The 26,304-nt window shown below is 43.6% G+C and carries 24 protein-coding genes, 14 tRNA genes, 3 rRNA genes and 1 pseudogene; 2 read left to right on the top strand and 40 right to left on the bottom strand.

Going from position 1 to position 26,304, the window contains the following annotated elements:
- Positions 1 to 178: 178 nt before the first annotated feature.
- The 23 genes from tsaD to LIT25_01515 form a co-directional block, all read right to left on the bottom strand.
- Complete coding sequence (tsaD, locus tag LIT25_01625; protein USK34150.1) at positions 179 to 1,198, bottom strand: tRNA (adenosine(37)-N6)-threonylcarbamoyltransferase complex transferase subunit TsaD; 1,020 nt, start codon at positions 1,196 to 1,198, stop codon at positions 179 to 181.
- Positions 1,195 to 1,620 carry a ribosomal protein S18-alanine N-acetyltransferase gene (gene rimI / locus LIT25_01620; GenBank protein USK36115.1) on the bottom strand — a complete coding sequence of 142 codons (426 nt, stop codon included), beginning with the start codon at positions 1,618 to 1,620 and terminating at the stop codon, positions 1,195 to 1,197. Before rimI ends, tsaD begins: the two co-directional genes overlap by 4 nt.
- A 49-nt stretch (positions 1,621 to 1,669) precedes the next feature.
- Entirely contained in the window at positions 1,670 to 2,359 is a 690-nt protein-coding gene (tsaB, locus tag LIT25_01615) for a tRNA (adenosine(37)-N6)-threonylcarbamoyltransferase complex dimerization subunit type 1 TsaB (protein ID USK34149.1), read from the bottom strand.
- Positions 2,340 to 2,813, bottom strand: a complete 474-nt coding sequence (tsaE, locus tag LIT25_01610; GenBank protein USK34148.1) for a tRNA (adenosine(37)-N6)-threonylcarbamoyltransferase complex ATPase subunit type 1 TsaE — start codon at positions 2,811 to 2,813, stop codon at positions 2,340 to 2,342. Before tsaE ends, tsaB begins: the two co-directional genes overlap by 20 nt.
- Positions 2,814 to 2,822: 9 nt before the next feature.
- Positions 2,823 to 3,806 carry a thiamine-phosphate kinase gene (locus tag LIT25_01605; GenBank protein USK34147.1) on the bottom strand — a complete coding sequence of 328 codons (984 nt, stop codon included), beginning with the start codon at positions 3,804 to 3,806 and terminating at the stop codon, positions 2,823 to 2,825.
- Between the two features lie 274 nt (positions 3,807 to 4,080).
- A tRNA-Asp gene (locus tag LIT25_01600) sits at positions 4,081 to 4,156 on the bottom strand.
- A gap of 3 nt (positions 4,157 to 4,159) precedes the next feature.
- Positions 4,160 to 4,236: transfer RNA gene (locus LIT25_01595), tRNA-Met, on the bottom strand.
- Positions 4,237 to 4,260: 24 nt separating this feature from the next.
- Positions 4,261 to 4,376, bottom strand: a 5S ribosomal RNA gene (gene rrf / locus LIT25_01590).
- Positions 4,377 to 4,464: 88 nt separating this feature from the next.
- Positions 4,465 to 7,392, bottom strand: a 23S ribosomal RNA gene (locus LIT25_01585).
- 234 nt (positions 7,393 to 7,626) lie between these two features.
- Positions 7,627 to 9,164: ribosomal RNA gene (locus tag LIT25_01580) — 16S ribosomal RNA — on the bottom strand.
- The 16S, 23S and 5S rRNA genes sit together here with 14 tRNA genes alongside, the layout of an rRNA operon.
- Before the next feature lie 93 nt (positions 9,165 to 9,257).
- Positions 9,258 to 9,331: transfer RNA gene (locus LIT25_01575), tRNA-Gly, on the bottom strand.
- Between the two features lie 14 nt (positions 9,332 to 9,345).
- Positions 9,346 to 9,422: transfer RNA gene (locus LIT25_01570), tRNA-Pro, on the bottom strand.
- A gap of 20 nt (positions 9,423 to 9,442) precedes the next feature.
- Positions 9,443 to 9,519: transfer RNA gene (locus tag LIT25_01565), tRNA-Arg, on the bottom strand.
- An 88-nt stretch (positions 9,520 to 9,607) separates the two neighbouring features.
- Positions 9,608 to 9,693: transfer RNA gene (locus tag LIT25_01560), tRNA-Leu, on the bottom strand.
- Between the two features lie 18 nt (positions 9,694 to 9,711).
- A tRNA-Leu gene (locus LIT25_01555) sits at positions 9,712 to 9,795 on the bottom strand.
- A gap of 15 nt (positions 9,796 to 9,810) precedes the next feature.
- Positions 9,811 to 9,886: transfer RNA gene (locus LIT25_01550), tRNA-Lys, on the bottom strand.
- Positions 9,887 to 10,050: 164 nt separating this feature from the next.
- Positions 10,051 to 10,125: transfer RNA gene (locus LIT25_01545), tRNA-Gln, on the bottom strand.
- A 6-nt stretch (positions 10,126 to 10,131) separates the two neighbouring features.
- Positions 10,132 to 10,207: transfer RNA gene (locus tag LIT25_01540), tRNA-Asp, on the bottom strand.
- 8 nt (positions 10,208 to 10,215) lie between these two features.
- Positions 10,216 to 10,291 (bottom strand) — tRNA-Val (locus LIT25_01535).
- A 29-nt stretch (positions 10,292 to 10,320) separates the two neighbouring features.
- Positions 10,321 to 10,392 (bottom strand) — tRNA-Glu (locus tag LIT25_01530).
- Between the two features lie 16 nt (positions 10,393 to 10,408).
- A tRNA-Ser gene (locus tag LIT25_01525) sits at positions 10,409 to 10,499 on the bottom strand.
- A gap of 6 nt (positions 10,500 to 10,505) precedes the next feature.
- Positions 10,506 to 10,580: transfer RNA gene (locus LIT25_01520), tRNA-Asn, on the bottom strand.
- A 142-nt stretch (positions 10,581 to 10,722) separates the two neighbouring features.
- On the bottom strand, positions 10,723 to 11,169 hold the full coding sequence (locus LIT25_01515; GenBank protein ID USK34146.1) for a SprT family protein: 447 nt from the start codon (positions 11,167 to 11,169) through the stop codon (positions 10,723 to 10,725).
- A 103-nt stretch (positions 11,170 to 11,272) separates the two neighbouring features.
- Here LIT25_01515 and cmpA point away from each other — a divergent pair, with 103 nt between their 5' ends.
- Entirely contained in the window at positions 11,273 to 11,386 is a 114-nt protein-coding gene (gene cmpA, locus LIT25_01510; GenBank protein USK34145.1) for a cortex morphogenetic protein CmpA, read from the top strand.
- A 196-nt stretch (positions 11,387 to 11,582) separates the two neighbouring features.
- On the opposite strand, the gene LIT25_01505 is transcribed toward cmpA, so the two are convergent.
- The 14 genes from LIT25_01505 to acpS all read right to left on the bottom strand — a co-directional run bounded on the left by LIT25_01505 (position 11,583) and on the right by acpS (position 22,730).
- Entirely contained in the window at positions 11,583 to 13,745 is a 2,163-nt protein-coding gene (locus tag LIT25_01505; protein ID USK34144.1) for an RNA-binding transcriptional accessory protein, read from the bottom strand.
- A gap of 88 nt (positions 13,746 to 13,833) precedes the next feature.
- A complete protein-coding gene (locus LIT25_01500) occupies positions 13,834 to 14,433 on the bottom strand; it encodes a SpoIIE family protein phosphatase (protein USK34143.1) in 600 nt (199 codons plus the stop codon).
- Positions 14,433 to 15,221, bottom strand: a complete 789-nt coding sequence (gene sigB, locus LIT25_01495) for an RNA polymerase sigma factor SigB (GenBank protein USK34142.1) — start codon at positions 15,219 to 15,221, stop codon at positions 14,433 to 14,435. The genes LIT25_01500 and sigB overlap by 1 nt, the downstream gene beginning before the upstream one ends.
- On the bottom strand, positions 15,187 to 15,669 hold the full coding sequence (gene rsbW / locus LIT25_01490) for an anti-sigma B factor RsbW (protein USK34141.1): 483 nt from the start codon (positions 15,667 to 15,669) through the stop codon (positions 15,187 to 15,189). Before rsbW ends, sigB begins: the two co-directional genes overlap by 35 nt.
- The gene (locus LIT25_01485; GenBank protein ID USK34140.1) at positions 15,666 to 15,998 is read right to left on the bottom strand and encodes an anti-sigma factor antagonist; all 333 of its coding nucleotides are present in this window, start codon (positions 15,996 to 15,998) and stop codon (positions 15,666 to 15,668) included. Before LIT25_01485 ends, rsbW begins: the two co-directional genes overlap by 4 nt.
- A gap of 62 nt (positions 15,999 to 16,060) precedes the next feature.
- Positions 16,061 to 17,071, bottom strand: a complete 1,011-nt coding sequence (locus LIT25_01480) for a PP2C family protein-serine/threonine phosphatase (GenBank protein ID USK34139.1) — start codon at positions 17,069 to 17,071, stop codon at positions 16,061 to 16,063.
- A gap of 11 nt (positions 17,072 to 17,082) precedes the next feature.
- A complete protein-coding gene (locus LIT25_01475; protein ID USK34138.1) occupies positions 17,083 to 17,484 on the bottom strand; it encodes an anti-sigma regulatory factor in 402 nt (133 codons plus the stop codon).
- 2 nt (positions 17,485 to 17,486) lie between these two features.
- Entirely contained in the window at positions 17,487 to 17,852 is a 366-nt protein-coding gene (locus tag LIT25_01470) for an STAS domain-containing protein (protein USK34137.1), read from the bottom strand.
- Positions 17,849 to 18,685: an STAS domain-containing protein gene (locus tag LIT25_01465; GenBank protein ID USK34136.1), complete on the bottom strand. Its 837-nt coding sequence runs from the start codon at positions 18,683 to 18,685 to the stop codon at positions 17,849 to 17,851. The genes LIT25_01470 and LIT25_01465 overlap by 4 nt, the downstream gene beginning before the upstream one ends.
- Before the next feature lie 138 nt (positions 18,686 to 18,823).
- Entirely contained in the window at positions 18,824 to 19,174 is a 351-nt protein-coding gene (gene ndoA, locus LIT25_01460; protein USK34135.1) for a type II toxin-antitoxin system endoribonuclease NdoA, read from the bottom strand.
- 4 nt (positions 19,175 to 19,178) lie between these two features.
- Entirely contained in the window at positions 19,179 to 19,460 is a 282-nt protein-coding gene (locus LIT25_01455) for an antitoxin endoai (protein ID USK34134.1), read from the bottom strand.
- A gap of 147 nt (positions 19,461 to 19,607) precedes the next feature.
- The gene (alr, locus tag LIT25_01450) at positions 19,608 to 20,789 is read right to left on the bottom strand and encodes an alanine racemase (protein USK34133.1); all 1,182 of its coding nucleotides are present in this window, start codon (positions 20,787 to 20,789) and stop codon (positions 19,608 to 19,610) included.
- 419 nt (positions 20,790 to 21,208) lie between these two features.
- Positions 21,209 to 22,219, bottom strand: a complete 1,011-nt coding sequence (locus LIT25_01445; GenBank protein USK34132.1) for an outer membrane lipoprotein carrier protein LolA — start codon at positions 22,217 to 22,219, stop codon at positions 21,209 to 21,211.
- A 145-nt stretch (positions 22,220 to 22,364) separates the two neighbouring features.
- Positions 22,365 to 22,730, bottom strand: a complete 366-nt coding sequence (acpS, locus tag LIT25_01440) for a holo-ACP synthase (protein USK34131.1) — start codon at positions 22,728 to 22,730, stop codon at positions 22,365 to 22,367.
- A 102-nt stretch (positions 22,731 to 22,832) separates the two neighbouring features.
- On the opposite strand from acpS, the gene LIT25_01435 reads away from it, so the two are divergent.
- The gene (locus tag LIT25_01435; protein ID USK34130.1) at positions 22,833 to 23,426 is read left to right on the top strand and encodes a rhomboid family intramembrane serine protease; all 594 of its coding nucleotides are present in this window, start codon (positions 22,833 to 22,835) and stop codon (positions 23,424 to 23,426) included.
- 481 nt (positions 23,427 to 23,907) lie between these two features.
- Here the strand turns inward: LIT25_01435 and LIT25_01430 are convergent, their stop codons facing one another.
- The 3 genes and pseudogenes from LIT25_01430 to LIT25_01420 all read right to left on the bottom strand — a co-directional run bounded on the left by LIT25_01430 (position 23,908) and on the right by LIT25_01420 (position 26,276).
- A complete protein-coding gene (locus LIT25_01430) occupies positions 23,908 to 25,356 on the bottom strand; it encodes a PH domain-containing protein (protein USK34129.1) in 1,449 nt (482 codons plus the stop codon).
- On the bottom strand, positions 25,346 to 25,825 hold the full coding sequence (locus LIT25_01425) for a PH domain-containing protein (protein ID USK34128.1): 480 nt from the start codon (positions 25,823 to 25,825) through the stop codon (positions 25,346 to 25,348). The genes LIT25_01430 and LIT25_01425 overlap by 11 nt, the downstream gene beginning before the upstream one ends.
- Before the next feature lie 260 nt (positions 25,826 to 26,085).
- Positions 26,086 to 26,276: pseudogene (locus LIT25_01420) on the bottom strand (UV damage endonuclease UvsE).
- Between the last annotated feature and the right edge of the window lie 28 nt (positions 26,277 to 26,304).

Here is a 26,304-nt window from a genome sequence, read left to right as displayed (position 1 = left end):
TTATCAACACTAAAATATCTTATTTTATAAGGTTTCCACTCTTTTATTCACATTATCCACAAAATAGAGCTTTTTTATCCACATTGTCCACAGGTTATCCAATGCTTATTCAACAAGCTTTTCGAAAAGCGGAAAAGGGTTATTAGACAGTATGTGGATAACATGTTAATACACCATATTAACTCGGTAATTCCAGACCAGGATTTGCATTCATTCTCAGATTGCCTCTATGGCCTTTTTCAAAAAGTACACTCCCTGCAGCAGCAATCATGGCTGCATTGTCTGTACATAGAGATAATGGCGGAATCAGTAATTCTACGTCCTGAATTTCTTTAAACTTCTTTTCTAAAGCTGCTCTTAAACCGCGATTTGCTGCTACACCTCCAGCAAGAAGGATCTGCTTTACTTGGTATTTCTCAGCTGCTGATGCTGTTTTAGTGACAAGAACATCGATGACGCTTGCCTGAAAACTTGCGGCTAAATCATGAGGATCAATCACTTCACCTCGTTGCTCTGCGTTATGAAGAGTATTGATGACAGCTGATTTCAAACCGCTGAAGCTAAAGTTGTAAGAATCCGGCTCAAGCCAGGCTCTAGGTAAATTGATGACTGGAGATCCTTCCGCTGCCATCCGGTCTATATGAGGCCCACCCGGATAAGGCAGATGGAGAGTTCTTGCCACTTTGTCATACGCTTCTCCTGCAGCATCATCAAGCGTTTCTCCTATTACTTCAAACGATCCATGTTCTTTCATAAAAACAAGTTCAGTATGTCCTCCGGATACAACAAGCGACAGCAAAGGAAACTGCAGTTCAGAGATCAGCTGGTTTGCATAGATATGACCTGCAATATGATGAACGCCTATTAATGGCAGCTGGTGGGCAAATGCCAGTGCTTTTGCTGCATTGACTCCAATTAAAAGCGCTCCAACAAGACCCGGACCCTCAGTAACGGCGATGGCATCCAGGTCTTTAAATGTCATTTCAGCCTGCTGCATCGCTTCTTCAAGCACAAGTGTCAGCTGCTCAACATGATGTCTCGATGCGATCTCAGGTACAACACCGCCAAAACGTTTATGGCTTTCAATTTGAGAAGCGACTACATTCGAAATGATTTCCCGCCCGTTTTTCACAATAGATACGGCCGTTTCATCACAGCTTGTCTCTATTCCTAATATATATTGATCTTTTTCTGTCATTTTAAATTCACCCACATTACTAACGCATCTTCCCCGTTATCTGTATAATACCGTTTTCTAATCCCGCCTGGCTGAAAATCGAGCTTGGTGTACAAAGATTGCGCTACATGATTTGAGACTCTTACTTCTAGAGAAATTTTACCCGCACCATACTCCTTTGCCATTCCGATTGCCTGTTTCAGCAAAGTTTCACCAATCTTATTCCCTCTGAAACCGGGCAAAACGGCGATGTTCGTAACTTGAGCCTCATCCATAATGATCCAAAGTCCACAATACCCGATAATCTTTTGATCAAATTCTACAACAAGATATTTAGCAAAATGATTTTGAGTTAATTCATTGTGAAAGGATTCCTTCAGCCAAGGTGTAGCAAAGGATTGTGTTTCTATTTCATAAACAGCATCAATGTCATCTACATTCATAAGCCGAATCTTGATTGTATCCTGTTCCTGCTTCAACCTTCTCACCCACTTATTTCTGTTGTTCGAGCCACTTTACTTCTGCCTCTGCTAAACGGATATAGTTCGGCACGAAGGCATGTACATCCTCAGGCTCTTTCATCAAGCCGATTTTCCCAAGCATTGCCGGTCTTGGATTATGCTCGGTCATACTAGCAAAAACTGCCTTATCCCCCAGGACTTCAACGATTGACTCCTGATGCAGGCTAACGTCATTCCCGATGAAAAGAATTTGCTTCTCTTCCTTTTTTAATTCTAAAAGCCAATCAGACAGCAGGAGATTTTGATCATTTCTTCTATTAATAAGCTCCCCATCTGCATACTCATACAACCCTGTATATACCTGACCGCGCCGTGCATCAAAAATCGGGCAGATATAGCCATTAAAATAACTTCCGCCAGCTGCAAGGACCTCAAGACTTGAAACACTGGCAAGCGGAATATTCAACGTCCAGGCAAGCGTTTTAGCTATGCTGACACCAATTCGGAGGCCGGTATAAGATCCAGGCCCTCCCGCAACAATGACACGATCCAGCTCATCAGGTCTGATTCCGCATTCCTGCATAAGCCATTCAACCGCCGGCATCGCCCGGACCGAATGATTCTGCTTAATGTTTGTTACAAATTCTCCGATCACTTTGGTGTCATCCACTATGGCAACACCAAGCGTCAAATTGGACGTATCAATCGCTATTGCTTTCATCTATAAGCTCCTTATATAAACCTAAATAGTGATTCCCGATAGGTTCAAAGATAATTTCACGGGATTCGTCGTCCACACGAAGGATACGAATACCAAGACGATCCGGAGGAAGCTGCTCCTGAATAAGATGTGCCCATTCAACAACAGTGACACCCTCTCCTTCAAAAAACTCATCAAAACCTAAGTCCTCATCGCTGTCTTCCATTCGGTATACGTCCATATGATAAAGTGGCAGTCTCCCTTCCCGGTACTCCTTCATAATCGTAAATGTCGGGCTGTTTACGTTTTTCCGGATCCCCATTCCTTTGGCTAAACCCTTTGTAAACGTAGTTTTCCCGGCTCCCAAATCACCTTCTAATGTAATGACATCTCCAGGCTTCACAAGTTCACCTAGCCTGACAGCAAGTTTCGTTGTTTCATCAGGGCTATTTGTTTTCACTGTATGCTTCGTCATATACTCACCTTACTTAAAATGATTAAATCCAGATTTTTTGAGCGTTGTTTTCTTTCCATTATGGATAAGCAGGACCTCGGATGGACCTGCTTCTACATGCCCGATCTTCGTTAGAGAAATCCCTTCATCGCTGCACTTCTTTTGAAGAAGATCAAATGCTGAGGGAGGAACCGTGCCTACTAGTTCAAAATCTTCTCCCCCATATAAAATCCACTCATCGTGCTGCTCAAAATTCAAAGAACGCAGGGAATCGCTGAGTGGAACACGGTTTTTTTCTATGATCATTTTAACACAGCTTGCCTCGGATAATTCATTTAGTTCACTGGCAAGACCATCACTGATATCGTTCAATGAAATGCGCTCAGCAGAAGACATGAGCTGCGCTGCTTTAACTTGAGGCATTGGACGCTTATGGCGATTCACAAGAAATGCAGCATCATTGTCTTCATCAACTGAGAGGTTCCCAAGCAAAATCTGCAGCCCTGCAGCTGAGTCTCCAACTGTTCCTGTTACAAAAACGGCATCACCTGGACGCGCATCCTTCCTTAACCGCTGTTTATCTTGCTGAACTTCTCCAATGACCGTAACAGTAATAACAAGTTTATCTGTGGTTGAAACCGTATCCCCTCCGATAAGATCCATGTTGTATAAAGAAGCAATCTCATCCATCCCTGCATAAATCTCCACTAATTCTGCTTCAGACCAGTTTCTTGGCACTGCAATGGTAACGAGATAGTACTTTGGAACACCGCCCATAGCTGCTACGTCACTAATATTCACAGCCACAGCCTTATAGCCAATATCCATTGGGGAAGAGACATCCTTCAGAAAATGAACTCCTTCAACCATTGTATCTGCGCAAACAATTTCCAAATAATCGGGTTTTGCTTTATAGAGGGCAGCATCATCCCCTATGCCTTCTATCAATTTGGGCTGGCGATTCTTTCTTTGCTTAATTTTATCTATAAAATGAAATTCATCTTTAATGGTCATTTGCTGCACCGCCTTTTCTGTCATAAAAGTCAGATGTAGCTTTGGACAGTCTGCTACTTATAAAAAAATTCCCCATTCAAACTATGTAAGTAATAATTAACACCAGTCCTGAAAAGCCTTATAAAAAAACCTTAGAACCCTGCAGCTCTAAGGATCGATCCCTGTTATCAAGTGTATCGCATCTAACTAGTTTGTCCAAGTTTCTTTAACAGTCTACCCTAAAAAATGCATAAAAAAAACGAAACACGTAGTTTCGTTGTCGTTTATTTAGTAATGGCGGTCCCGACCGGGATCGAACCGGCGATCTCCTGCGTGACAGGCAGGCATGTTAACCGCTACACCACGGGACCATTTGGTTGCGGGGACAGGATTTGAACCTGCGACCTTCGGGTTATGAGCCCGACGAGCTACCAGACTGCTCCACCCCGCGACAATAATATATAAAATTGATACTGCCTGGCAACGTCCTACTCTCACAGGGGGAAACCCCCAACTACCATCGGCGCTAAAGAGCTTAACTTCCGTGTTCGGCATGGGAACGGGTGTGACCTCTTTGCCATCATCACCAGACAATATGCAATTGAAGAAAGAATGTTATTCTTTCAAAACTAAATAACGTTTGATAACAAGATTCACTTACATTTACACATATTAGACTGTGGTTAAGTCCTCGAACGATTAGTATCTGTCAGCTCCACACGTCACCGCGCTTCCACCTCAGACCTATCAACCTGATCATCTTTCAGGGTTCTTACTCACTAATGTGATGGGAAATCTCATCTTGAGGGGGGCTTCATGCTTAGATGCTTTCAGCACTTATCCCTTCCGCACATAGCTACCCAGCGATGCCTTTGGCAAGACAACTGGTACACCAGCGGTGCGTCCATCCCGGTCCTCTCGTACTAAGGACAGCTCCTCTCAAATTTCCTGCGCCCACGACGGATAGGGACCGAACTGTCTCACGACGTTCTGAACCCAGCTCGCGTACCGCTTTAATGGGCGAACAGCCCAACCCTTGGGACCGACTACAGCCCCAGGATGCGATGAGCCGACATCGAGGTGCCAAACCTCCCCGTCGATGTGGACTCTTGGGGGAGATAAGCCTGTTATCCCCGGGGTAGCTTTTATCCGTTGAGCGATGGCCCTTCCATGCGGAACCACCGGATCACTAAGCCCGACTTTCGTCCCTGCTCGACTTGTAGGTCTCGCAGTCAAGCTCCCTTGTGCCTTTACACTCTGCGAATGATTTCCAACCATTCTGAGGGAACCTTTGGGCGCCTCCGTTACATTTTAGGAGGCGACCGCCCCAGTCAAACTGCCCACCTGACACTGTCTCCCAGCCCGATCAGGGCTGTGGGTTAGAATTTCAATACAGCAAGGGTAGTATCCCACCAATGCCTCCACCGAAGCTGGCGCTCCGGCTTCCAAGGCTCCTACCTATCCTGTACAAGCTGTACCAAAATTCAATATCAGGCTACAGTAAAGCTCCACGGGGTCTTTCCGTCCTGTCGCGGGTAACCTGCATCTTCACAGGTACTATAATTTCACCGAGTCTCTCGTTGAGACAGTGCCCAGATCGTTACGCCTTTCGTGCGGGTCGGAACTTACCCGACAAGGAATTTCGCTACCTTAGGACCGTTATAGTTACGGCCGCCGTTTACTGGGGCTTCAATTCAAAGCTTCGCTTGCGCTAACCTCTCCTCTTAACCTTCCAGCACCGGGCAGGCGTCAGCCCCTATACTTCGCCTTACGGCTTCGCAGAGACCTGTGTTTTGCTAAACAGTCGCCTGGGCCTATTCACTGCGGCTTTTCAGGGCTATGAACCCTAAAAAGCACCCCTTCTCCCGAAGTTACGGGGTCATTTTGCCGAGTTCCTTAACGAGAGTTCTCTCGCTCACCTTAGGATTCTCTCCTCGCCTACCTGTGTCGGTTTGCGGTACGGGCACCTCTCACCTCGCTAGAGGCTTTTCTTGGCAGTGTGGAATCAGGAACTTCGGTACTAAATTTCCCTCGCCATCACAGCTCAGCCTTATATGAGAAGCGGATTTGCCTACTTCTCAGCCTAACTGCTTGGACGCGCATATCCAACAGCGCGCTTGCCCTATCCTCCTGCGTCCCCCCATTGCTCAAATGGTGAGGAGGTGGTACAGGAATATCAACCTGTTGTCCATCGCCTACGCCTTTCGGCCTCGGCTTAGGTCCCGACTAACCCTGAGCGGACGAGCCTTCCTCAGGAAACCTTAGGCATTCGGTGGAGGGGATTCTCACCCCTCTTTCGCTACTCATACCGGCATTCTCACTTCTAAGCGCTCCACCAGTCCTTACGGTCTAGCTTCAACGCCCTTAGAACGCTCTCCTACCACTGTTCGTAAGAACAGTCCACAGCTTCGGTGATACGTTTAGCCCCGGTACATTTTCGGCGCAGAGTCACTCGACCAGTGAGCTATTACGCACTCTTTAAATGGTGGCTGCTTCTAAGCCAACATCCTGGTTGTCTAAGCAACTCCACATCCTTTTCCACTTAACGTATACTTTGGGACCTTAGCTGGTGGTCTGGGCTGTTTCCCTCTTGACTACGGATCTTATCACTCGCAGTCTGACTCCCAAGGAGCAAGTCTTTGGCATTCGGAGTTTGACTGAATTCGGTAACCCGATGAGGGCCCCTAGTCCAATCAGTGCTCTACCTCCAAGACTCTCATACTTGAGGCTAGCCCTAAAGCTATTTCGGAGAGAACCAGCTATCTCCAGGTTCGATTGGAATTTCTCCGCTACCCACACCTCATCCCCGCACTTTTCAACGTGCGTGGGTTCGGGCCTCCATTCAGTGTTACCTGAACTTCACCCTGGACATGGGTAGATCACCTGGTTTCGGGTCTACGACCACGTACTAAAACGCCCTATTCAGACTCGCTTTCGCTGCGGCTCCGTCTCATCAACTTAACCTTGCACGGGATCGTAACTCGCCGGTTCATTCTACAAAGGCACGCCATCACCCATTAACGGGCTCTGACTACTTGTAAGCACACGGTTTCAGGATCTTTTCACTCCCCTTCCGGGGTGCTTTTCACCTTTCCCTCACGGTACTGGTTCACTATCGGTCACTAGGGAGTATTTAGCCTTGGGAGATGGTCCTCCCTGCTTCCGACGGGATTTCTCGTGTCCCGCCGTACTCAGGATCCACTCTGGAGGGAACGAAGTTTCGACTACAGGGTTATTACCTTCTCTGACGGACCTTTCCAGGTCGCTTCATCTACCCCGTTCCTTTGTAACTCCGTATAGAGTGTCCTACAACCCCAAGAGGCAAGCCTCTTGGTTTGGGCTAATTCCGTTTCGCTCGCCGCTACTTGGGAAATCGCGTTTGCTTTCTCTTCCTCCGGGTACTTAGATGTTTCAGTTCCCCGGGTCTGCCTTCATTATCCTATGTATTCAGATAAAGATACTGTTCCATTACGAACAGTGGGTTTCCCCATTCGGAAATCTCTGGATCAAAGCTTACTTACAGCTCCCCAAAGCATATCGGTGTTAGTCCGTCCTTCATCGGCTCCTAGTGCCAAGGCATCCACCGTGCGCCCTTCATAACTTAACCTAAATGGTCAATCGCATCATGAGATGCGTTTCACATTTCGTTGTTTGTTTAGACATAAATGTCTAGAAAATCACTAATTATGGTAAGCGTAAATCTCAGTGAATTACTTGTTATCAATTACGTTATCTAGTTTTCAAAGAACAACCGACAAATCAGATGATTTGTCTTCTATCATAGAGAGAATGATCTCTCAAAACTAAACAAAAAACCAAAAGCGTCCTCATATATCCTTAGAAAGGAGGTGATCCAGCCGCACCTTCCGATACGGCTACCTTGTTACGACTTCACCCCAATCATCTACCCCACCTTAGGCGGCTGGCTCCTTGCGGTTACCCCACCGACTTCGGGTGTTGCAAACTCTCGTGGTGTGACGGGCGGTGTGTACAAGGCCCGGGAACGTATTCACCGCGGCATGCTGATCCGCGATTACTAGCGATTCCAGCTTCATGCAGGCGAGTTGCAGCCTGCAATCCGAACTGAGAATGGTTTTATGGGATTGGCTAAACCTCGCGGTCTCGCAGCCCTTTGTACCATCCATTGTAGCACGTGTGTAGCCCAGGTCATAAGGGGCATGATGATTTGACGTCATCCCCACCTTCCTCCGGTTTGTCACCGGCAGTCACCTTAGAGTGCCCAACTGAATGCTGGCAACTAAGATCAAGGGTTGCGCTCGTTGCGGGACTTAACCCAACATCTCACGACACGAGCTGACGACAACCATGCACCACCTGTCACTTTGTCCCCCGAAGGGGAACCTTCTATCTCTAGAAGTGGCAAAGGATGTCAAGACCTGGTAAGGTTCTTCGCGTTGCTTCGAATTAAACCACATGCTCCACCGCTTGTGCGGGCCCCCGTCAATTCCTTTGAGTTTCAGTCTTGCGACCGTACTCCCCAGGCGGAGTGCTTAATGCGTTAGCTGCAGCACTAAAGGGCGGAAACCCTCTAACACTTAGCACTCATCGTTTACGGCGTGGACTACCAGGGTATCTAATCCTGTTCGCTCCCCACGCTTTCGCGCCTCAGCGTCAGTTACAGACCAGAGAGTCGCCTTCGCCACTGGTGTTCCTCCACATCTCTACGCATTTCACCGCTACACGTGGAATTCCACTCTCCTCTTCTGCACTCAAGTTTCCCAGTTTCCAATGACCCTCCCCGGTTGAGCCGGGGGCTTTCACATCAGACTTAAGAAACCGCCTGCGCGCGCTTTACGCCCAATAATTCCGGACAACGCTTGCCACCTACGTATTACCGCGGCTGCTGGCACGTAGTTAGCCGTGGCTTTCTGGTTAGGTACCGTCAAGGTGCGAGCAGTTACTCTCGCACTTGTTCTTCCCTAACAACAGAGTTTTACGATCCGAAAACCTTCATCACTCACGCGGCGTTGCTCCGTCAGACTTTCGTCCATTGCGGAAGATTCCCTACTGCTGCCTCCCGTAGGAGTCTGGGCCGTGTCTCAGTCCCAGTGTGGCCGATCACCCTCTCAGGTCGGCTACGCATCGTTGCCTTGGTGAGCCATTACCTCACCAACTAGCTAATGCGCCGCGGGCCCATCTGTAAGTGACAGCCGAAACCGTCTTTCCAACTTGAACCATGCGGTTCAAGATACTATCCGGTATTAGCTCCGGTTTCCCGGAGTTATCCCAGTCTTACAGGCAGGTTGCCCACGTGTTACTCACCCGTCCGCCGCTAACCTCCGAAGAGGTTCGCTCGACTTGCATGTATTAGGCACGCCGCCAGCGTTCGTCCTGAGCCAGGATCAAACTCTCCGAAGAAAATTTGTGACTCAATTTGTTGCTGACTTCAAAAATTTAAAACGTTTGGTACGCTTTTGGTTTTGTTTAGTTTTCAAAGATCATTTTTAAAATTGGAGCGGGTGATGGGAATCGAACCCACGACATTAGCTTGGAAGGCTAGAGTTTTACCATTAAACTACACCCGCGAAAAGTATTTGTCTGGTCGGGAAGACAGGATTCGAACCTGCGACCCCTTGGTCCCAAACCAAGTGCTCTACCAAGCTGAGCTACTTCCCGGACACATTATATATATAGAATGGCGCGCCCGATAGGAGTCGAACCCATAACCTTTTGATCCGTAGTCAAACGCTCTATCCAATTGAGCTACGGGCGCACTTGTTAATGTAATGAAGCGACTTAAATATAATACCAAGTTGCATTCTTTTTGTCAACAACTTTTTTGAGGTTTTTTAAAACTCTTTTGGTGCGGCCGAGAAGAGTCGAACTTCCACGGGGTTGCCCCCACTAGGCCCTCAACCTAGCGCGTCTGCCATTCCGCCACGACCGCGAAAAGATAAAAAATGTATGGTGCGGGTGAAGGGACTCGAACCCCCACGTCAAAGACACTAGATCCTAAGTCTAGCGCGTCTGCCAATTCCGCCACACCCGCATACATTAGTTAAAATGGTGTGCCATGAAGGACTCGAACCTTCGACCCTCTGATTAAAAGTCAGATGCTCTACCGACTGAGCTAATGGCACTTAATAAGAAAACACTCTTCAGTTTTGCAAGACACCCAAATCTCAGAAAGATTATTCAAGGAGTGGCTCGATTTGTGTGCTGAAGCTAAGCTTCGAAGATTACTCGGTCGTGCTCTGCCGACTGAGCTAATGGCACTTAGTTATATTCGCATTTAAAATACAAATGGCTGGGCTAGCTGGATTCGAACCAGCGCATGACGGAGTCAAAGTCCGTTGCCTTACCGCTTGGCTATAGCCCAATAAAATGGCGGTCCCGACCGGGATCGAACCGGCGATCTCCTGCGTGACAGGCAGGCATGTTAACCGCTACACCACGGGACCAAATATGATGGTGGAGGATGACGGGCTCGAACCGCCGACCCTCTGCTTGTAAGGCAGATGCTCTCCCAGCTGAGCTAATCCTCCCAATCATTTATTATATGCATTTAAAGCGATGACCCGTACGGGATTCGAACCCGTGTTACCGCCGTGAAAGGGCGGTGTCTTAACCGCTTGACCAACGGGCCAAAAGAAAAAAAATAATGGCGGAGAAGGAGGGATTTGAACCCTCGCGCCGCTTACGCGACCTACACCCTTAGCAGGGGCGCCTCTTCAGCCACTTGAGTACTTCCCCATAATATGGCTCCGCAGGTAGGACTCGAACCTACGACCGATCGGTTAACAGCCGATAGCTCTACCACTGAGCTACTGCGGAATAATTAGTCATGACAGACTTCTTTAATTATATGAAGATTCGTACAAGCTGTCAAGCCTTATTTTTATTATTCATTTGCGTCTCTTACGACGGCTTTTATAATTTATCACAGCTTTGTATAATGAGTCAACCCCTTTTTTATTTATGAAACAAGTTTTATTTTCCCGCCGCACTTTCCACATACATACTTGGAAGTATCCATTCTTCTGTGGCGTTTGTAAATGAACATGCAGGCTGTACATTGATACTCTATTGTCTTCTTTATTCTGGCGGCCGTCTGCAAAGGTTTGCAGAATCTGGGCGCATCCACCTTAGAAAGCAGCTCCCTAAATTCAGGATCACGGTGTTTGTATCCTCTGCCTTCTATATGAAGATGATAGTGACAAAGTTCATGTTTGATTATGCCAATTACTTCTTCTAATCCTTGAGCTAAATACTTAGGATTAATCTCAATGTTATGGCTTTTTAAAAGGTATCTGCCGCCTGTTGTCCGCAGCCGGCTGTTAAAGAAAGCTTTATGCAGAAACTTTTTGTGAAAGTAAGTTTTTGAAATAGATTCTGTCAGTTCCTGAAGCTCTGTTTCATTCATCGGTTACACCCCGCATAGTTTGTATCTCCGAACAGGACATCTTGCGCCCGCATATAGTAAGTAATACACATACTCCATTATAAACAACAAGGAGGAACGAGCAATGCCTTCATGGTTAAAAAATCAAATGCAGCGTGCTTTTTATGAAAAGGATCGGTATCAAATAAAAATGCTGAATCAATGCTGGTATTTCTATAGAAAAAAACACTGCTCTTGAGCAGTGTTGGGTTTTTTTAAAGTTCATTTAGCGGAAAACGGACTTTTATTAGCGAAAACTTCATCTTTTATAGCTGATTTTCGGGATTTATTAGCCAAAATGAGCAATCATTTAGCCAAAACGCCTTTTAAGGTTCCAGAACTCTATATTTAAAATATGCAGCTACTTAAACACTGTCCGTAAGCAGTGTTTTTCGTTAACTGTTTATCATCGTCAAGGCAACACGGCCTTTATGTGCATCTACAGAATCCACCCAAACCGTAACAACGTCACCTACGGAAACTACATCGAGAGGATGTTTGACAAAAGAGTTTCTAAGCTTTGAAATATGAACGAGCCCGTCCTGTTTTACGCCGATGTCAACAAACGCGCCAAAATCCACAACATTGCGCACAGTGCCCTGAAGTTCCATACCTGTTTGAAGGTCCTCGAGTTTCAAGACACCCTTTTTAAGCAGCGGCTTGGCAATTTCATCACGAGGGTCGCGTCCGGGTCTAACTAAAGAATCGCAAATATCTTTCAGTGTAAGCTCTCCAAGATCAATAGCTTCTGCGGTTTCTTTCATGTGAATACCCGCTATTTTTTCTCTTAGCTGCTCCGTTCCGACATCATTCAGGGTTAGTCCGAGCATTTTAAGGAGCTCTTCAACCTCTTTGTAGCTCTCAGGATGAATGCCTGTGGAATCAAGCGGATGTTTTCCGTCAGGTATTCTCAGGAAACCTATGCATTGTTCAAACGTTTTTGCCCCAAGTCTAGGTATTATCTTTAATTGCTTCCTGTCCTGGAACTTTCCGATTTCATCCCGCTGCTTCACAATGTTGACCGCAACAGCTTTGCTCAAGCCGGCTACATATTGCAGGAGTGATGATGATGCTGTGTTGACATTCACTCCTACTTGGTTAACAACTGTTTCAACAACGAAAGTCAGAGAATCATTTAACTTCTTCTGTGTGACGTCATGCTGGTATTGTCCTACTCCTACTGATTTAGGATCAATTTTAACTAGCTCTGCAAGCGGATCCTGCAATCTTCTTGCGATGGAAACTGCACTTCGCTCTTCCACTTGGAACTCAGGAAATTCCTCGCGGGCAAGGTCAGATGCAGAATAAACACTTGCCCCCGCTTCATTAACGATGATATAGGCAAGATCTGATTTTAGTTCATCAATGAGATCTGCAACAAATTGTTCTGTCTCTCTTGAAGCCGTTCCGTTCCCAATCGCAATAAGCTCGATGTTATTTTTTTTAATCACATTGATTAATTTTTGTTTTGCTTCTTTAGCTTTATTGACCGGAGGATGAGGGTAGATGACACCTATTTCAAGGACTTTTCCGGTTTCATCGACAGCTGCAAGCTTACATCCCGTCCGGAACGCAGGGTCAATCCCTAATACGACACGCCCTTTCAATGGCGGCTGAAGCAAAAGGTTACGCAGATTTTCAGAGAAAATATGAATCGCACGATCATCCGCTTTCTCCATTAATTCTTTTCTGATTTCACGTTCAATTGATGGCTGAATTAATCGTTTATAGGCATCCTCAATTGCTTCAATATATACATCCTTCACCACTGTGCGCTGATTTTTCAGTTCATTTCTTTGAATGTGGGCAGTGATCTGATCTGCCGGAGCCTGAATGGTTACTTTCAGGATTCCTTCTTTTTCCCCGCGATTCATAGCAAGGACCCGATGCGGGACAACCTTTTGAATCGGCTCTTCGTACTCATAGTACATTTCATACACTTTCTTCTCATCTTTTTCTTCATCCTTTGAAGATGTGATGATTTTTCCTTTTCTGAAGGTTTGCTCACGAATCCACTGACGATAGGAAGGTTCATCTGAAATCCACTCAGCTAAAATGTCCTTTGCCCCTTCGATTGCATCTTCTGCAGTCAAAACCTCCTGGTCATCGTTTACATACTCGAGCGCTTTTTCCTTGAGTGGCCCTTTATAAGGCTGTCCCTTTATCCACTCTGCAAGAGGTTCTAATCCTCTCTCTTTGGCAACCGTTGCTTTGGTTCTTCGTTTTTGTTTATATGGACGATAGAGGTCTTCTACCTTTTGAAGTTTTAATGCATTTTCTATTTCTCTTTTAAGCTCTTCTGTAAGCTTTCCCTGTTCATCAATTAAACGGATGACTTCTTCCTTTCTTGATTCCAGGTTTTGCGTATATTGCCACTTTTCCGAGATATCACGGATTTGCACCTCATCTAATGCACCTGTCTGTTCTTTTCTGTATCTTGCAATGAAAGGAACTGTGTTGCCATCTTCTAATAAAGCTATAACATTCGATACCTGTTTATATGTAATGGATAAATCCGCACTGATTGTTTTCATAATGCGCTCTGTCTTCTCTGCCATTCTTTTACCTCCCCAAAATAAAGACTTAGAAACATTTTACCAAAAGACACGAACTTTAAAAAATGATCAAAATAAAAAAAGCCGTCAACTAGAATAGCTGACCGACTACGTATGTTAAATCATCCTGCCTTGACTTAGTATAAGGCTCAAGCTGATTTGAAATATCTTCAATTGTCCGGTAGTCCTTAAGCAGTGATTTTACAGCAGGAATGTTAAGTCCATCTGAATGGATAATGAATTTTGCTCCAATTTCGTATGGAAAGGATTGAACACGGAATTTCTGAGGTTTACCTGACATATAGCCCAGAACAGGAAGAGGATAGACAAACTTGCCTGAAGGAGAATAGAGGACAAATCGGATATTTCCAACAGAACTGAATGTTAATTGATTCTGTTTAAAATACGCTTTAAAAATAGCAGCAGTTGCTCCGCGTTTATTTTTTAATACTTCATTTGATTTCTCGATCAGCAGTCCAACGTCCTCTGCATGAAATTCCTCAACGACTTCTTTAATGGCAGAAGACGATTCATAAGCTCGTTCACCGCTGCCAAGACCATCTGCGACAGCACATATGAAATAGTCTTCAGTTGCTTTAATTAAGAAACTGTCCCCGCATAAAGTTTTACCTTCTTTTTGCATTTGATAAGCATATGCATAGACACGATTGTTTTCTTCAATTTGAATCATTAATGATGCTCCATTGATAAGTCAGCCGAAAGTGCTTCTTTTAACTTCGTAATCGCTCTTCTTTGAAGTCTAGATACATGCATTTGAGAAATCCCAAGAATTTCTCCCGCTTCCTTTTGACTCTTATTTAAAATATATGTGTGATGAATAATTTCTTTTTCACGGTCAGACAGAACGTGAAGAACACTTTCAAGCATAAGCTTTTGATTCACTTGCTCGTATCCTTCTTCTTTTGAGCCTACTATATCAAGAATTGTCACTGTGCTGCCGTCGGAATCAGCCTCAATCGAATGATCGACAGATAAAGCCTGATAGCTTTTGCCCATCTCCATCGTCTCAAGCACTTCTTCCTCTGTCACCTCAAGGTAGTCTGCTATTTCGTGAACAAGCGGTGAGCGCTGAAGGGAATTTGTTAATTCATCTACAGCCATTTTTATTTTAGGTCCAAGCTCTTTAATTCTTCTGGGAACATGAACACTCCATGTTTTATCGCGCAGGAATCGCTTGATCTCACCGATGACAGTCGGAATGGCAAAGGCTTCAAACGTTTTTCCGAATTCAGGATCATAGCGGCGGATCGCCCCAAGCAAGCCAATCATGCCCACCTGCTTTAAGTCTTCATGAAAGCTTTTGCCTCTTGAATATTTCTTAGCCAGTGTTTCAACTAGCCCGCTGTAATATTCGACAAGAAAAAGCTGCGCATCTTCATTTTGGTTGTGCTGAAAATCGAAAATCAATTCATTTATTTCTTCTTTAGTTCGCTTCGTAGTTTTGGATGGTTGTGTCATGTTCTACTCGCTCCCTGTTTAAATACTTTGTCATAAAGACGGTAACGCCGGAATCGATCTGTACATGAACTTCATCCATAAGCGTTTCCATCAAGTAGAGCCCCAACCCTCCTTCTGGAAGTTGGTCAACAGGGTTTGCAGCAGAATAAGGACCCAGTTCGTTTTTCTTTTGTTCAAAATTGAAGCTTTGACCGCTGTCTGACACCATTACTTCAAGACGGTCATCGTAAAGACCAAAGCCGATCATGACTTCTCCGCCTTCGATTTTCTCATAAGCGTGCTGCACAGCATTTGTGCATGCTTCACTGATCGCAATTTTTAAATCTTCAATTTCATCATAAGAGTAACCCATTCTGCTAGCGATACCAGAAAGAGTCAATCGGACAATGCCGACAAATTCCGGTTTAGCAGGTATTTTCACCTCGATGTAATCCACTAACTGTTTCATCGAACCCCACCTTCTGATTTAGAAGAAATGTCAATAATATCACTTAGACCCGTTATGTTGAATAGTCTTTCCAAACGAGCGGATAAATTAACAAGTTTTAAATCGCCATCATGTTTCCTAACGGCTTTAAGCAAACCAACGAATGCGCCAAGCCCTGTACTGTCCATGTAAGAGACATCCTTAAGGCTTACGATCATGACAGGTTTTCCCTCTTCTGCAAGCGGCATTAGTTCTTCTCTTAATTTCGGTGCAGTGTAAGCATCAATTTCTCCAGCTAAATCTATTTGAATATGTTCCTCTGATCGATTAACATTTATATTTAAATTCATCAATATCACCCCAGTAAGTTTACTTGTAAGCTAGTAAAACAAATACCCACTTTTTTTACAAGTTAAACCTCGCGCTTTAAAATAATTAGCGTAAAATCATCACGCAGTTCAAAGTCCTGCATCTGCAAAAAGTCTTTATATATATTATCTACAATACCCTGAGCATTCAAATCACTGTATTTTTTAATGAGGTCCGTAATAAATTCACGTTCAATGAATTCTTCTTCATTTGTTTTCGACTCGGTTACACCATCGGAAAGTAAAACAATCATATCGCCTTTTTCCACGATTCTGCTGTATTGCTTGTATTTTATGGATTGATCAATACCAAGGACCAGACCTTTTGTGTTCATATCATGAAAACGGTCCTCCTTAGCACTGTAATAAAATCCAGGCTCGTGGCCCGCTGATCCATAGACAAACTCATGAGTATCCGTATCATACATACCGTAAAACATTGTAATGAACATGCTCGGGTCTACGTTATGCTCAACAACCCTGTTCAGATTTTCAAGAACACGGCTTGGAGATTTACGGGATTCCGGCAAGCTGTCCATTGCATATTTGATCATGGACATACAGAGCGCAGCGGGAATTCCTTTCCCAATCACATCCGCTATGGCAATACTTACGCTTTCTTCATCATAAACAAAATGATAGTAATCCCCGTTCATATGTTTTGCAGGAACACTGATTGCACCAATATCAAGATTTGGAACTGTTGGCACTGACGTTTCTAAAAGCATTTGCTGAACATTCAAGGCTACTTGAATCTCAGATTTTATCTCCTCCTGCTTATCCCGCAGGCTTTGATGCTCCTGATAGGCCAGTCCATACCCCATCATGACCTCTAATAGAAAGTCCAAAGAGTGTAAAACATCTTGATCTACATCAGGAAATAAACCTTGAAGAACTTTACGGTGAAGACTGATAATTTCCTCAGGGGGTACTTGTTCCTCAATCGCTTTTCTGCTGAACTTTTGCCCCTGGTACAAAGCCGTTTCTGTTAATTCTTGCATATAACGACTTAGTATTTCCTGATATTTCGATTCAATGACTTCCTTAAAATCCATCTAGCTTCCCCCTAGCGAAGCCATTTGACTGCTTGGATATCCGTTCCCTCTTCCAAAACGGTATTAATGCTGAATTCATCCATCAGGCGTTTTACTCCAGGCAATCCGGCTCCTAACCCACCAGATGTTGAAAAGCCGTCTTCCATCACTTTTCGGATATCTGGTATTCCTGGTCCGTTATCAATGGCTATTATTTTTAAACCTTTTTTACTGAATTCGCTGATCTGCTCAATGCAAATTTGACCTTGTCCAGCATACAAATATATATTACGGGCTAATTCGGAAATAGCTGTTGTAATCCTCGCTTGGTCTACAGTACCAAACCCGAGTTCTTTTGCAACATTGCGTCCAAGCTGCCGTGCAGCAACAATGTCCCACTCCGTAATGATTTTTACACAGGATTGGTTATCCATGCTTATTCCCCCAGCTCCTGTTGTAATGTTTCAAGTCCTTTTTCCAGGTCAAGCGCGGTTTGTACATCAGCAAGGTGAATGCCAAGCTCAATGAGGGTGATTGCTACCGCAGGCTGAATGCCTGTTAAAACAACTTTAGCTCCCATTAATTTCGACATGCCGATAACATCACCTAAAACCTTGGCGATAAAAGAATCAATGACATCTACGGAGGTTAAATCTATGACAACACCGCTTGCGCCCGTCTCATGGATTTTATGAAGAAGATCTTCCTGAAATTGCAGGGCAGTCTGATCATCAAGTTCCCACTGAATGGATACAAGCAGACAATTATGAAGTTTTAAAATCGGTATTCTTGGAGTTCTCATTGCGAATCCCCCATTTCTACTATTTGTCGATTCGTCATTTCAAGTGCAGCTTCCATTCCTTTTTGAAGGCTGTTCTTCGTGATTACCTGGCTTAAATCGATGCCAAGGTTCACAATTGTCTGAGCAATCTCAGGTCTGATTCCCACAATCAGGCATTTTGCTCCTACTAAGCGGACAGCTTCTGATGCCTGAATAATATGATGCGCAACCATTGTGTCCACAACCGGCACACCTGTTATATCAATTAAAACCACTTGCACGCGGTGCTTCACAACACCTGTAAGCAGGTTCTCCATGATTTGCTTTGCTCTTTCTGTATCAATTGTACCAACTAATGGCATAATTGTAATATTTTCAAAAATCGGAATGAGCGGTGCCGATAATTCCTGCAGGGCAATCTTTTGCAGAAAAACTGTCCGCTCCCATGATTCTGCATATTGATGAATTAACTCATTATTAATTGGGGAAAGCGACTTGTCAAACTCCCACACAATTTTCATTTTTTCAGCTTCTGGAAGGCCGTCCGTCATTTTTGTAAAGATAATTAAGGACAGCTCTTTTAATCCTTCAGATATATATTTTAAGCTCCAGCCTAATTGAACGACCCTGTGAGCATAGTCAGAAACCTTTTCAGTCAGGTCGCTTCCCGGGTTTTTCATATAGCTGATTAAGATTTGAAGATATTCATTGCAAGTATTTAAATATACTTGATCTGAAAGGATGTTAGAGTACTTCTGATCTCCAAGATCTTTCAGACTGTCTTTCCATTCATTCAGGACCTCATTTTGATGAGCCAGAACAAAATCGAGTACTGGATTAGATGCATCTTTCATGTGCCAGTTATCCCCCTCTTCTCGTACGGATAATAAAGTGAACAAGTTATTCCACTTTACATTATACCGATTTATGCCAATAAAATAAAAAAAAGTTGCTCCCATTAAGCAACTTCCTAAAAATAACTTTTTTTAGTTTTAAAAATCAATGAGTCCTAAGCTTATTTGCAGAGCTTCGTCCACTTTATCCATCATTTCATCATCTAAGTGTGTAATCTTATCAGTCAATCTCTGTTTATCAATCGTACGAATCTGCTCTAACAGTATAACAGAATCACGTTCAAACCCATAACGCTTGGAATCAATTTCTACATGAGTAGGCAATTTCGCCTTTTGAATTTGAGCAGTAATAGCTGCTATGATGACCGTTGGACTGAACCTGTTTCCGATATCATTTTGGATGATCAGCACTGGACGGACGCCCCCTTGCTCAGAGCCAACAACGGGTGATAAATCAGCAAAATAAACGTCGCCGCGTTTGACAATCAAAGGATTAACCCCCGCTTACTAAGCGTTCAACGGTGTGGTCAGCCTCTGATTCAGCTTGAAATGCTTCGGAAGCAATGTTTAAGTTAATCTTAGCCATCTCCATGTATCCACGTCTCATCGACTCGCGTATTTGGCGTTTCTTACGCTCGCGGATATACATCTTTGTTGCTTGATAAATTAACTCGCTTCGGTTCCCATTCTCTTGTTTGACAAGTCCGTCTAATTCCGAGACTAATGCTTGCGGTAAACGAATTAAGATTTCTGTTGTTGCGCTGGATTCAGACACAAACATACACCTCCACCAAACTTACACACCTATTATTCCATTCCACATACAATAATAACACTATCAATGCAAGAAGCAAAGTTATTTTCTAATAATTCAACACTATTATCTGCTTTACATAAGCATTTTTATTCATGCCTTCTTCTTTTACGGGCGATCCGCAAGCTTTTTTACGCCGCAAAAAAGAGAGTTTCTCACTTCAATTATACTCTTATTTTTCAAAAACATACGGGGAACGCGCAAAGTTATTGTACAAGGCACTTCATAGTTGATTGTATCCAGTCTTTCTGCCACTTCATCCACAGAAATAAAATCTTCTTTTTGCCTGCCGATTAACGTTACCTTTGTCCCTGTTTCTTTAAAGGATGAAAGCTTAATCATACATTGATCCATGCAGATCCTTCCAACAATCGGCATTCTTTCACCATCAATCAGAACTTCTGATTCTTTTAGACGGCGCACCCATCCATCTGCATATCCAATCGGAATCGTCCCTATCCATTCATCTTTCTCAGCTGTGTATGTGGCCCCGTAGCTTACTTTGTCGCCTTTGCTGATTTTTTTCACATGAACAAGCCTTGAATGAAGGGAAAAAGCTTCTTTCAGTTCATAGGGCAGTTCAGGTTTTATTTCCATTGAAGGACTTAGACCGTACATAGAGATTCCCAGTCTCACAGCGTGAACTAATTTTTCAGGAAAACGGAGTCCCGTTGCACTGTTGCCGCAGTGGATCATAACTCCATCATAATCAGCTGCTTTTTGCGCCATTGCGGTGAATACGTCGTACTGCTTGCTGAAATAAGCAGTATCCAGTTCATCTGCTGTTGCAAAGTGCGTAAAGATACCTTCTATTTTCACTTTTGGTTTTTCTTCTGCAAATTTAAATGCCTGAAGCAGTTCTTCCTCTGTCCGGACACCGAGACGGCCCATTCCGGTATCAATTTTTAGATGAACAGATAATAATCCTTTTTGAACATTCTTTTCAGCTTCCGTCAGCCATTCAAGAGAAGGAGCTGTCAAAATAATGCGCTGATCAATGGCGATCTTCACATCTGCCGGCCTGGAAGCACCCATCACCAGGATCGGCACATCTACCCCCGCTTCGCGCAGCACGACCGCTTCATCTAAAAACGCGACTGCAAGCATTTCAGCACCTGCTTCAAGAGCCGTTTTTGCCACTTCTACATCTCCGTGACCATAAGCATTGGCCTTCACAACCGCAATCAGCTGCGTGTTTTCGCCTATATGATTTTTCATTGATTTCACGTTGCTGTATATTGCATCTAAATCGATTTCAGCCCAAGTATCGCGGTAAAAAGAATTTCCCATGTCCCACACTTCCTCATGATTGTCTTTTTTCTATGTTGATTATCAATGGTATAGCGTTCTTTTGTCAAATGAAATCGGTTCCTTGTGAGGGGGGCAGTGATAACACGGAGAAAAGATTTCAGCGAGAAGGTCTTTAATGCGGAATGATTAAGTGTGGAATATCAAAAAATGAACCGCCAAACAATCAATGTTCAACCCCAAATGTCCTTTTCTAGCTGCACATGACATTTTGAGACTTCAAATTGTTTAAGATGCCATATTTCGAAGCGTCCGAATCAGCTTTACTATCCAGAAATCTCAGACACTATCCCCACACCCGGTTTCATTATCCGGAATCGCTTACTATCAGGCACATCAATAAGATGCAAAAATCCATAAAAACAAAAAACTCGGATGGCCCAAATGCCATCCAAGTTTGATTACTTAATTGCCTGCCCCTGTACAGATTGTGCTACCCTGATCATCTCTTCCTGAGTCAAGTCTTTCGATGCAATCATGTACTCTACCCCGTCATAGGTCCATGTTAAGGATTGTTCCGTCAGGGCTCCGACAGCAACTCCAAGGTCAACCGGTTCTCCGCTTACAAAAGAAGAGGTTGCAACAGTGGCTGCGACTGCTTTTTCCTGAATGAAGGTATAGGATTTTTTACCATCATACGTTTGAACGACCCGCTTGCCATTCTCTGTTTTCATCTCTTTTTCTTCCGTCAGCTTCACATCCTCAAGCTGTTCAAGAGGATATTTCACAGCAAACGGTTCTGTGTTAATAGATGCAGATGTTTCAACATCTACGCTTGCAAATGACATATTCTTTTGCATATCAAATGAGTTTTTATCGAATTTAGCATTAAAATCAAATTCCGAAAACTCTACCACAACTAATGGATTGCGGTCTGTATCCATTACTTTGACAACAGAAGGCTTCAGGTCCTTTTTATTGAACGTAATCTCTTGAAGAGGAAGCATCTGGCTGTTTTGGTAATTTGTTTTTGTCTCAAAAACGTAAGCATCTTTTGTTGATTTGAAAATAGAATCCGCATCACTTTTAATATCTTTTACCAGTGATTCGAAAAGATAAGCCTGACTGCTGTTTTGCGGCCATTCGCTTTGAAAACGGAAGCTTTTCTTCAAGGCCGGCGTCAGGACAAACACACCTTCTTTATTTCGGAGAATCATTTGGCTCTGATCTTTTTCAGCATTCTTCAAGTTTACTCTGTAGAATGATGGCTGCTTATGCCAAATTTCCACCTCATAAATTTGAGGCTCACTTCCTGTTTGAAGGGTCATTTGCGCTTTCGCTTTGTACCCTGATAACTCTTCAACCTTCTTATTCAGGTTTTCTACAACGTCAGTCTTGGATTTCTCACCGCAGGCAGCAAGCATCATGACAGCGAGCAATCCAATTGCCAGTAATAAAAAGTGCTTTTTCACCTTTTCAACCCCTTTGTCTCATATGACGTAAAAAGGAAGAAACTCTCCTTGAGGGAATCATGCTAAAGCAAGCACAATCTCCTCAAACGACTTGTCTCTTCTACCGCTGTACAAATATATGAGACAAAGGTTATGAATATGCAGACTAGCTTGACGAGCTTTCAATAATTACTTGAGCAGCAGCATAATCCTTTGTGTGAGTGATAGAGATGTGGATGATATAACCAGGCAAAACAGGCATTGTTACAGCCGGTTTTCCATTTCCATCATTCAGAATTTCGATATCATTAAAACTGTATATTTTCCCAATCCCGGATCCCATCGCTTTTGAAAACGCCTCTTTCGCCGCAAACCTTCCGGCAGCATATTCAATTTTCCTCCTTTGCGCAAGCGATTGATATTTATCTTTCTCTCTTTCTGTGAGAATCCGGTCAATGAATTTCGGCTGTCTCATTATTAACCTTTCAATCCGTTCCAGCTCAGCCAAATCAAGACCCAGCCCATTAATCATGCGGACACCTCTTTTTGTTCAGTATGTACTAATATGCTCTCACTTCTCATAACCGTGTTAATATAGAAACAACTAATTCTTTAGAATAAGGAGACACTCTCTATGTTTACAAGATCAGAAGATTTCAGAACGTTTACCCGTCTATACCCTGTTGTAACCGTAATTGTCTGTATTCAAGTCATACTCTGGCTGTTGTTTTTAATTCCAGTTCCTACAATAACATATTTCTTCGCCTCTTTAGTAGGGTACAACGCCGGTGTGGCTAACGGAGAGTGGTGGCGCTTGATCACTCCTATTTTCCTGCATGCAAACTTCGCTCATATTCTATTTAACAGTGTATCCATCATCCTGTTCGCACCTGCATTGGAACAGATGCTTGGAAAGGTCCGCTTTATAGCTGCGTATTTAGCAACGGGCATCGCCGCAAACCTGGCAACATATTTCATCATAGAAGATTTAACTTATACTCACGTCGGAGCATCAGGTGCTATATTCGGCTTATTCGGCATCTATCTATACCTCGTCGTATTCAGAAAAGATATGATTGACTCTTCAAATTCTCAGCTTATTATCACCATTCTGATCATCGGGGTAGTCATGACATTCGTGAATGCCAATATCAACATTATTGCCCATATCTTCGGTGTTGTGGCAGGTGCGCTGCTAGCGCCGTTGTTTCTTACTAGAAAAGCGTAGCCGACTGGTCAGCTCCGACAGACAGATAAGGATCCGACAGAAAAGGCGCTTTTTGCCTTTACTGGCGGAGCCGTTCTGGCCGAGGAGGCACTTTTTTTGCTTCATTCTCCGCTTTGATGCGCTTTTTTCTTCAGTGAGGCACTTTTTCTCTACCGTGAGGCACTTTTTCTGCTCCATTCACCGCTTTGATACACTTTTTTCTACCGTGAGGCACTTTTTCTGCTCCATTCACAGATTTGATGCACTTTTTCTCTACAATGAGGCACTTTTTCTGCTCCATTCACCGCTTTGATGCACTTTTTTCTACCTAGGAGTAGGAGGTGGAGCTCGGCTATGTGAAAAGCGGCGCCGACTAGCTGCCCCAGGCATTGCCGTGAGGATCCGGCAAGCGGCTTTACGCATATCAACTGGTTTTCAATTTTTATCAACCAAATGCGAAAGGCAGCATGTTTTATAGAAATCTCAAAAAAGACGCCAACCCTCAAAGGATCGCGTCTTTTTTTGCATGATTTTCATAAGAATACCACTCTAACACTTCTCCGGCATCCTCAATATCGACGCCTTTTACTATGAAATGTGTTCCTCCCATTCCTGACGTTGTTGAAGATTGAATAGACGCCAGGTTTATGCGGCGCTGAAAAAAGGATTGCCTTGCCTCAATGACCTGAATTCTTTTTCTCTTTACAACGAATGTGGATTTGACCAGATTCCTTGATGAAAGCGTTAATTGTTCGTCATGTATGGCCCATCCTGCACCCTTAAATGATGCAAGACCGATAAGAAGTCCTGCCGGAACAGTCAGCAGCGCAATGTAACCCCACGGCTGAAAAAAGCAGCTCAGAATGCATGAAATCACCAAGAAAGGAATTGTATAAACGAGAACATATCCTCTTTTCGCTTTCTTTGGCAGAGGGTTTAATTGATCAGCTAAAAAAAAGTCAGGTGTAAACTCGGTTAGCATCTGCTGTATTTTTATTTTTTTAATCAGCGGAAAAAGGACGGCAGAAACATTCTGATCTTTAGCGTTTCCCCCTGCGCTGACAATGTGCACAGTTGCATAGCCGAATGGCTGGCGAATTAGGTTTTCGCTGATCTTCATAGCCTGGATTCTCTCAAGCGGAATCGTCAGCTGGTGTTTCTCAAATAATCCGCGCGAGATGACTAGATCCTGTTCTTTCTTTATCACTGTAAAGTTGGCAAACTTCAGACAAACTCCGATTATACTCAGGATCCATGCGATGAAAAATGCAAGGAATACAATAATGGCATAAACAGTGATGCTTGCATTTGAAAGAAAAGAAAAACGATCGATGATGTCATCAAACGGAATCAGCTCGTCGAACTGTGAGAAAAAAGCAAAAGCCGCAGACAGAACCACTCCGATTCCGCTTGATGTTGACGCAGCAACCAGCAGTTCTTTTACTCCAATTTTATATGTTAAATATGTTTTGTCTTCTTTTAATGTCCTGGCGGCTTTATCCTGAACCACCATTTCTTTTTTTCTTTCCGCTAAAGCTGTATTTATCCTGCGGGCTTCTTCTTTTGTCACAGCTGTTAGAACGGCTTCGGCCTCTGCACCGCCCCCCGCTGTTTCAAGCTGCAGCTTCACAAGTCCGAATATCTGCTGAATGATGCCTGCACTTTCGTTGATTGATTGTATTCTTTCAATCGGAATATATCTTTTCTTTTTCACAAATATGCCGAATTCAATCCGCAGTTCATTTTCTTCAATGCGGTATGTATATTTCATCCAGCTTATGATACTGCAGATGATCAAAGCGATCAGAATCACGGCAAGACCGATAAAGAAAAAGATCTTATAGTCATTGACGAAGAAAAGTACGATGACAGGAAATATCCCGTCTTTCAATTGCTTGAAAAAGGTTAATATAGCAGAGGCAGGATGCAGTCTTTTAGGTTCAGACATCATCTTCTGTCACCCTCGCAAGCTTTGATATAAAGTCACGCAGCTGATCAGCTTCGACCACATCGAGCGCAGGAATCTCATGAATGGTTGCTGCTGTATGAATCGTTACAGTTGCAAGATCATTTTTCCTGAGCAGCGGCCCCTGCTTTGTGTTGACATGCTGCACTCTCACCATTGGAACGAGCACCCGTTTCACCACAAATAAGCCCGACTGAATATCAATTTCATTTTCGTGTACCTCATACCGCCACGTACGATGCTGTATTTTCGGAGTAATAAAGATAAAAATGATTGAAAAGATCAGCCATGTTCCCAAAACGGCAATGGCAATCCATATCGGCCACTCAAAGTAATATACAGCAAACGCAATTCCTCCGGATACAGCCAAAAAAATCAATGATTGGATAAGTGCTGACAGCTTCCATACCTTAAGTGCTTTTTGACTGATTTGATACTTAGGTGCATCTCTCATCACTGTTCCCCCTGAACTAGTAACTCTCTCTTTATATACGGATTTACGTTAGATATGTTTCACCTTTTAGAAAATCATGCCAATTTCATTATAAATAAATGAACCTTGCTTGAACACTATTTCAATAAAAAACTATGCTCCATCTATTTTTTTTTCAACCTCCGGAAAGGAGCACATCTGCTCCATAAATTGAAAAAGAGCATCATCTTTTTGTTTGGCTTCAATCATACAGTCAATCTGAGGAACGAACTGAAAAATCAAATATCATGGCCGGCTGTTTGATAATGCGAAAACAATTTTCCAAGATTTGATGCTGAAATTGCTCAAGCTTTTCAATAGCAGCTTCCCGGTCTTTTAAACGCTGAAATTGAGCATATGTCATCGTTTGAGAAGGAGAACAATTCTTCAGATTCACACTCATTGCAACATAGCCTAAACGGACGATTGTCATAGCTGTCACCTTCTTTAATAAGATACAT

Origin of the sequence: Bacillus sp. F19 (assembly GCA_023823795.1) — a bacterium.
GTDB lineage: Bacteria > Bacillota > Bacilli > Bacillales > Bacillaceae > Bacillus_P.
The sequence above is the reverse complement of the archived record's forward strand: the minus strand, read 5'-3'. Positions and strand labels throughout refer to the sequence as shown.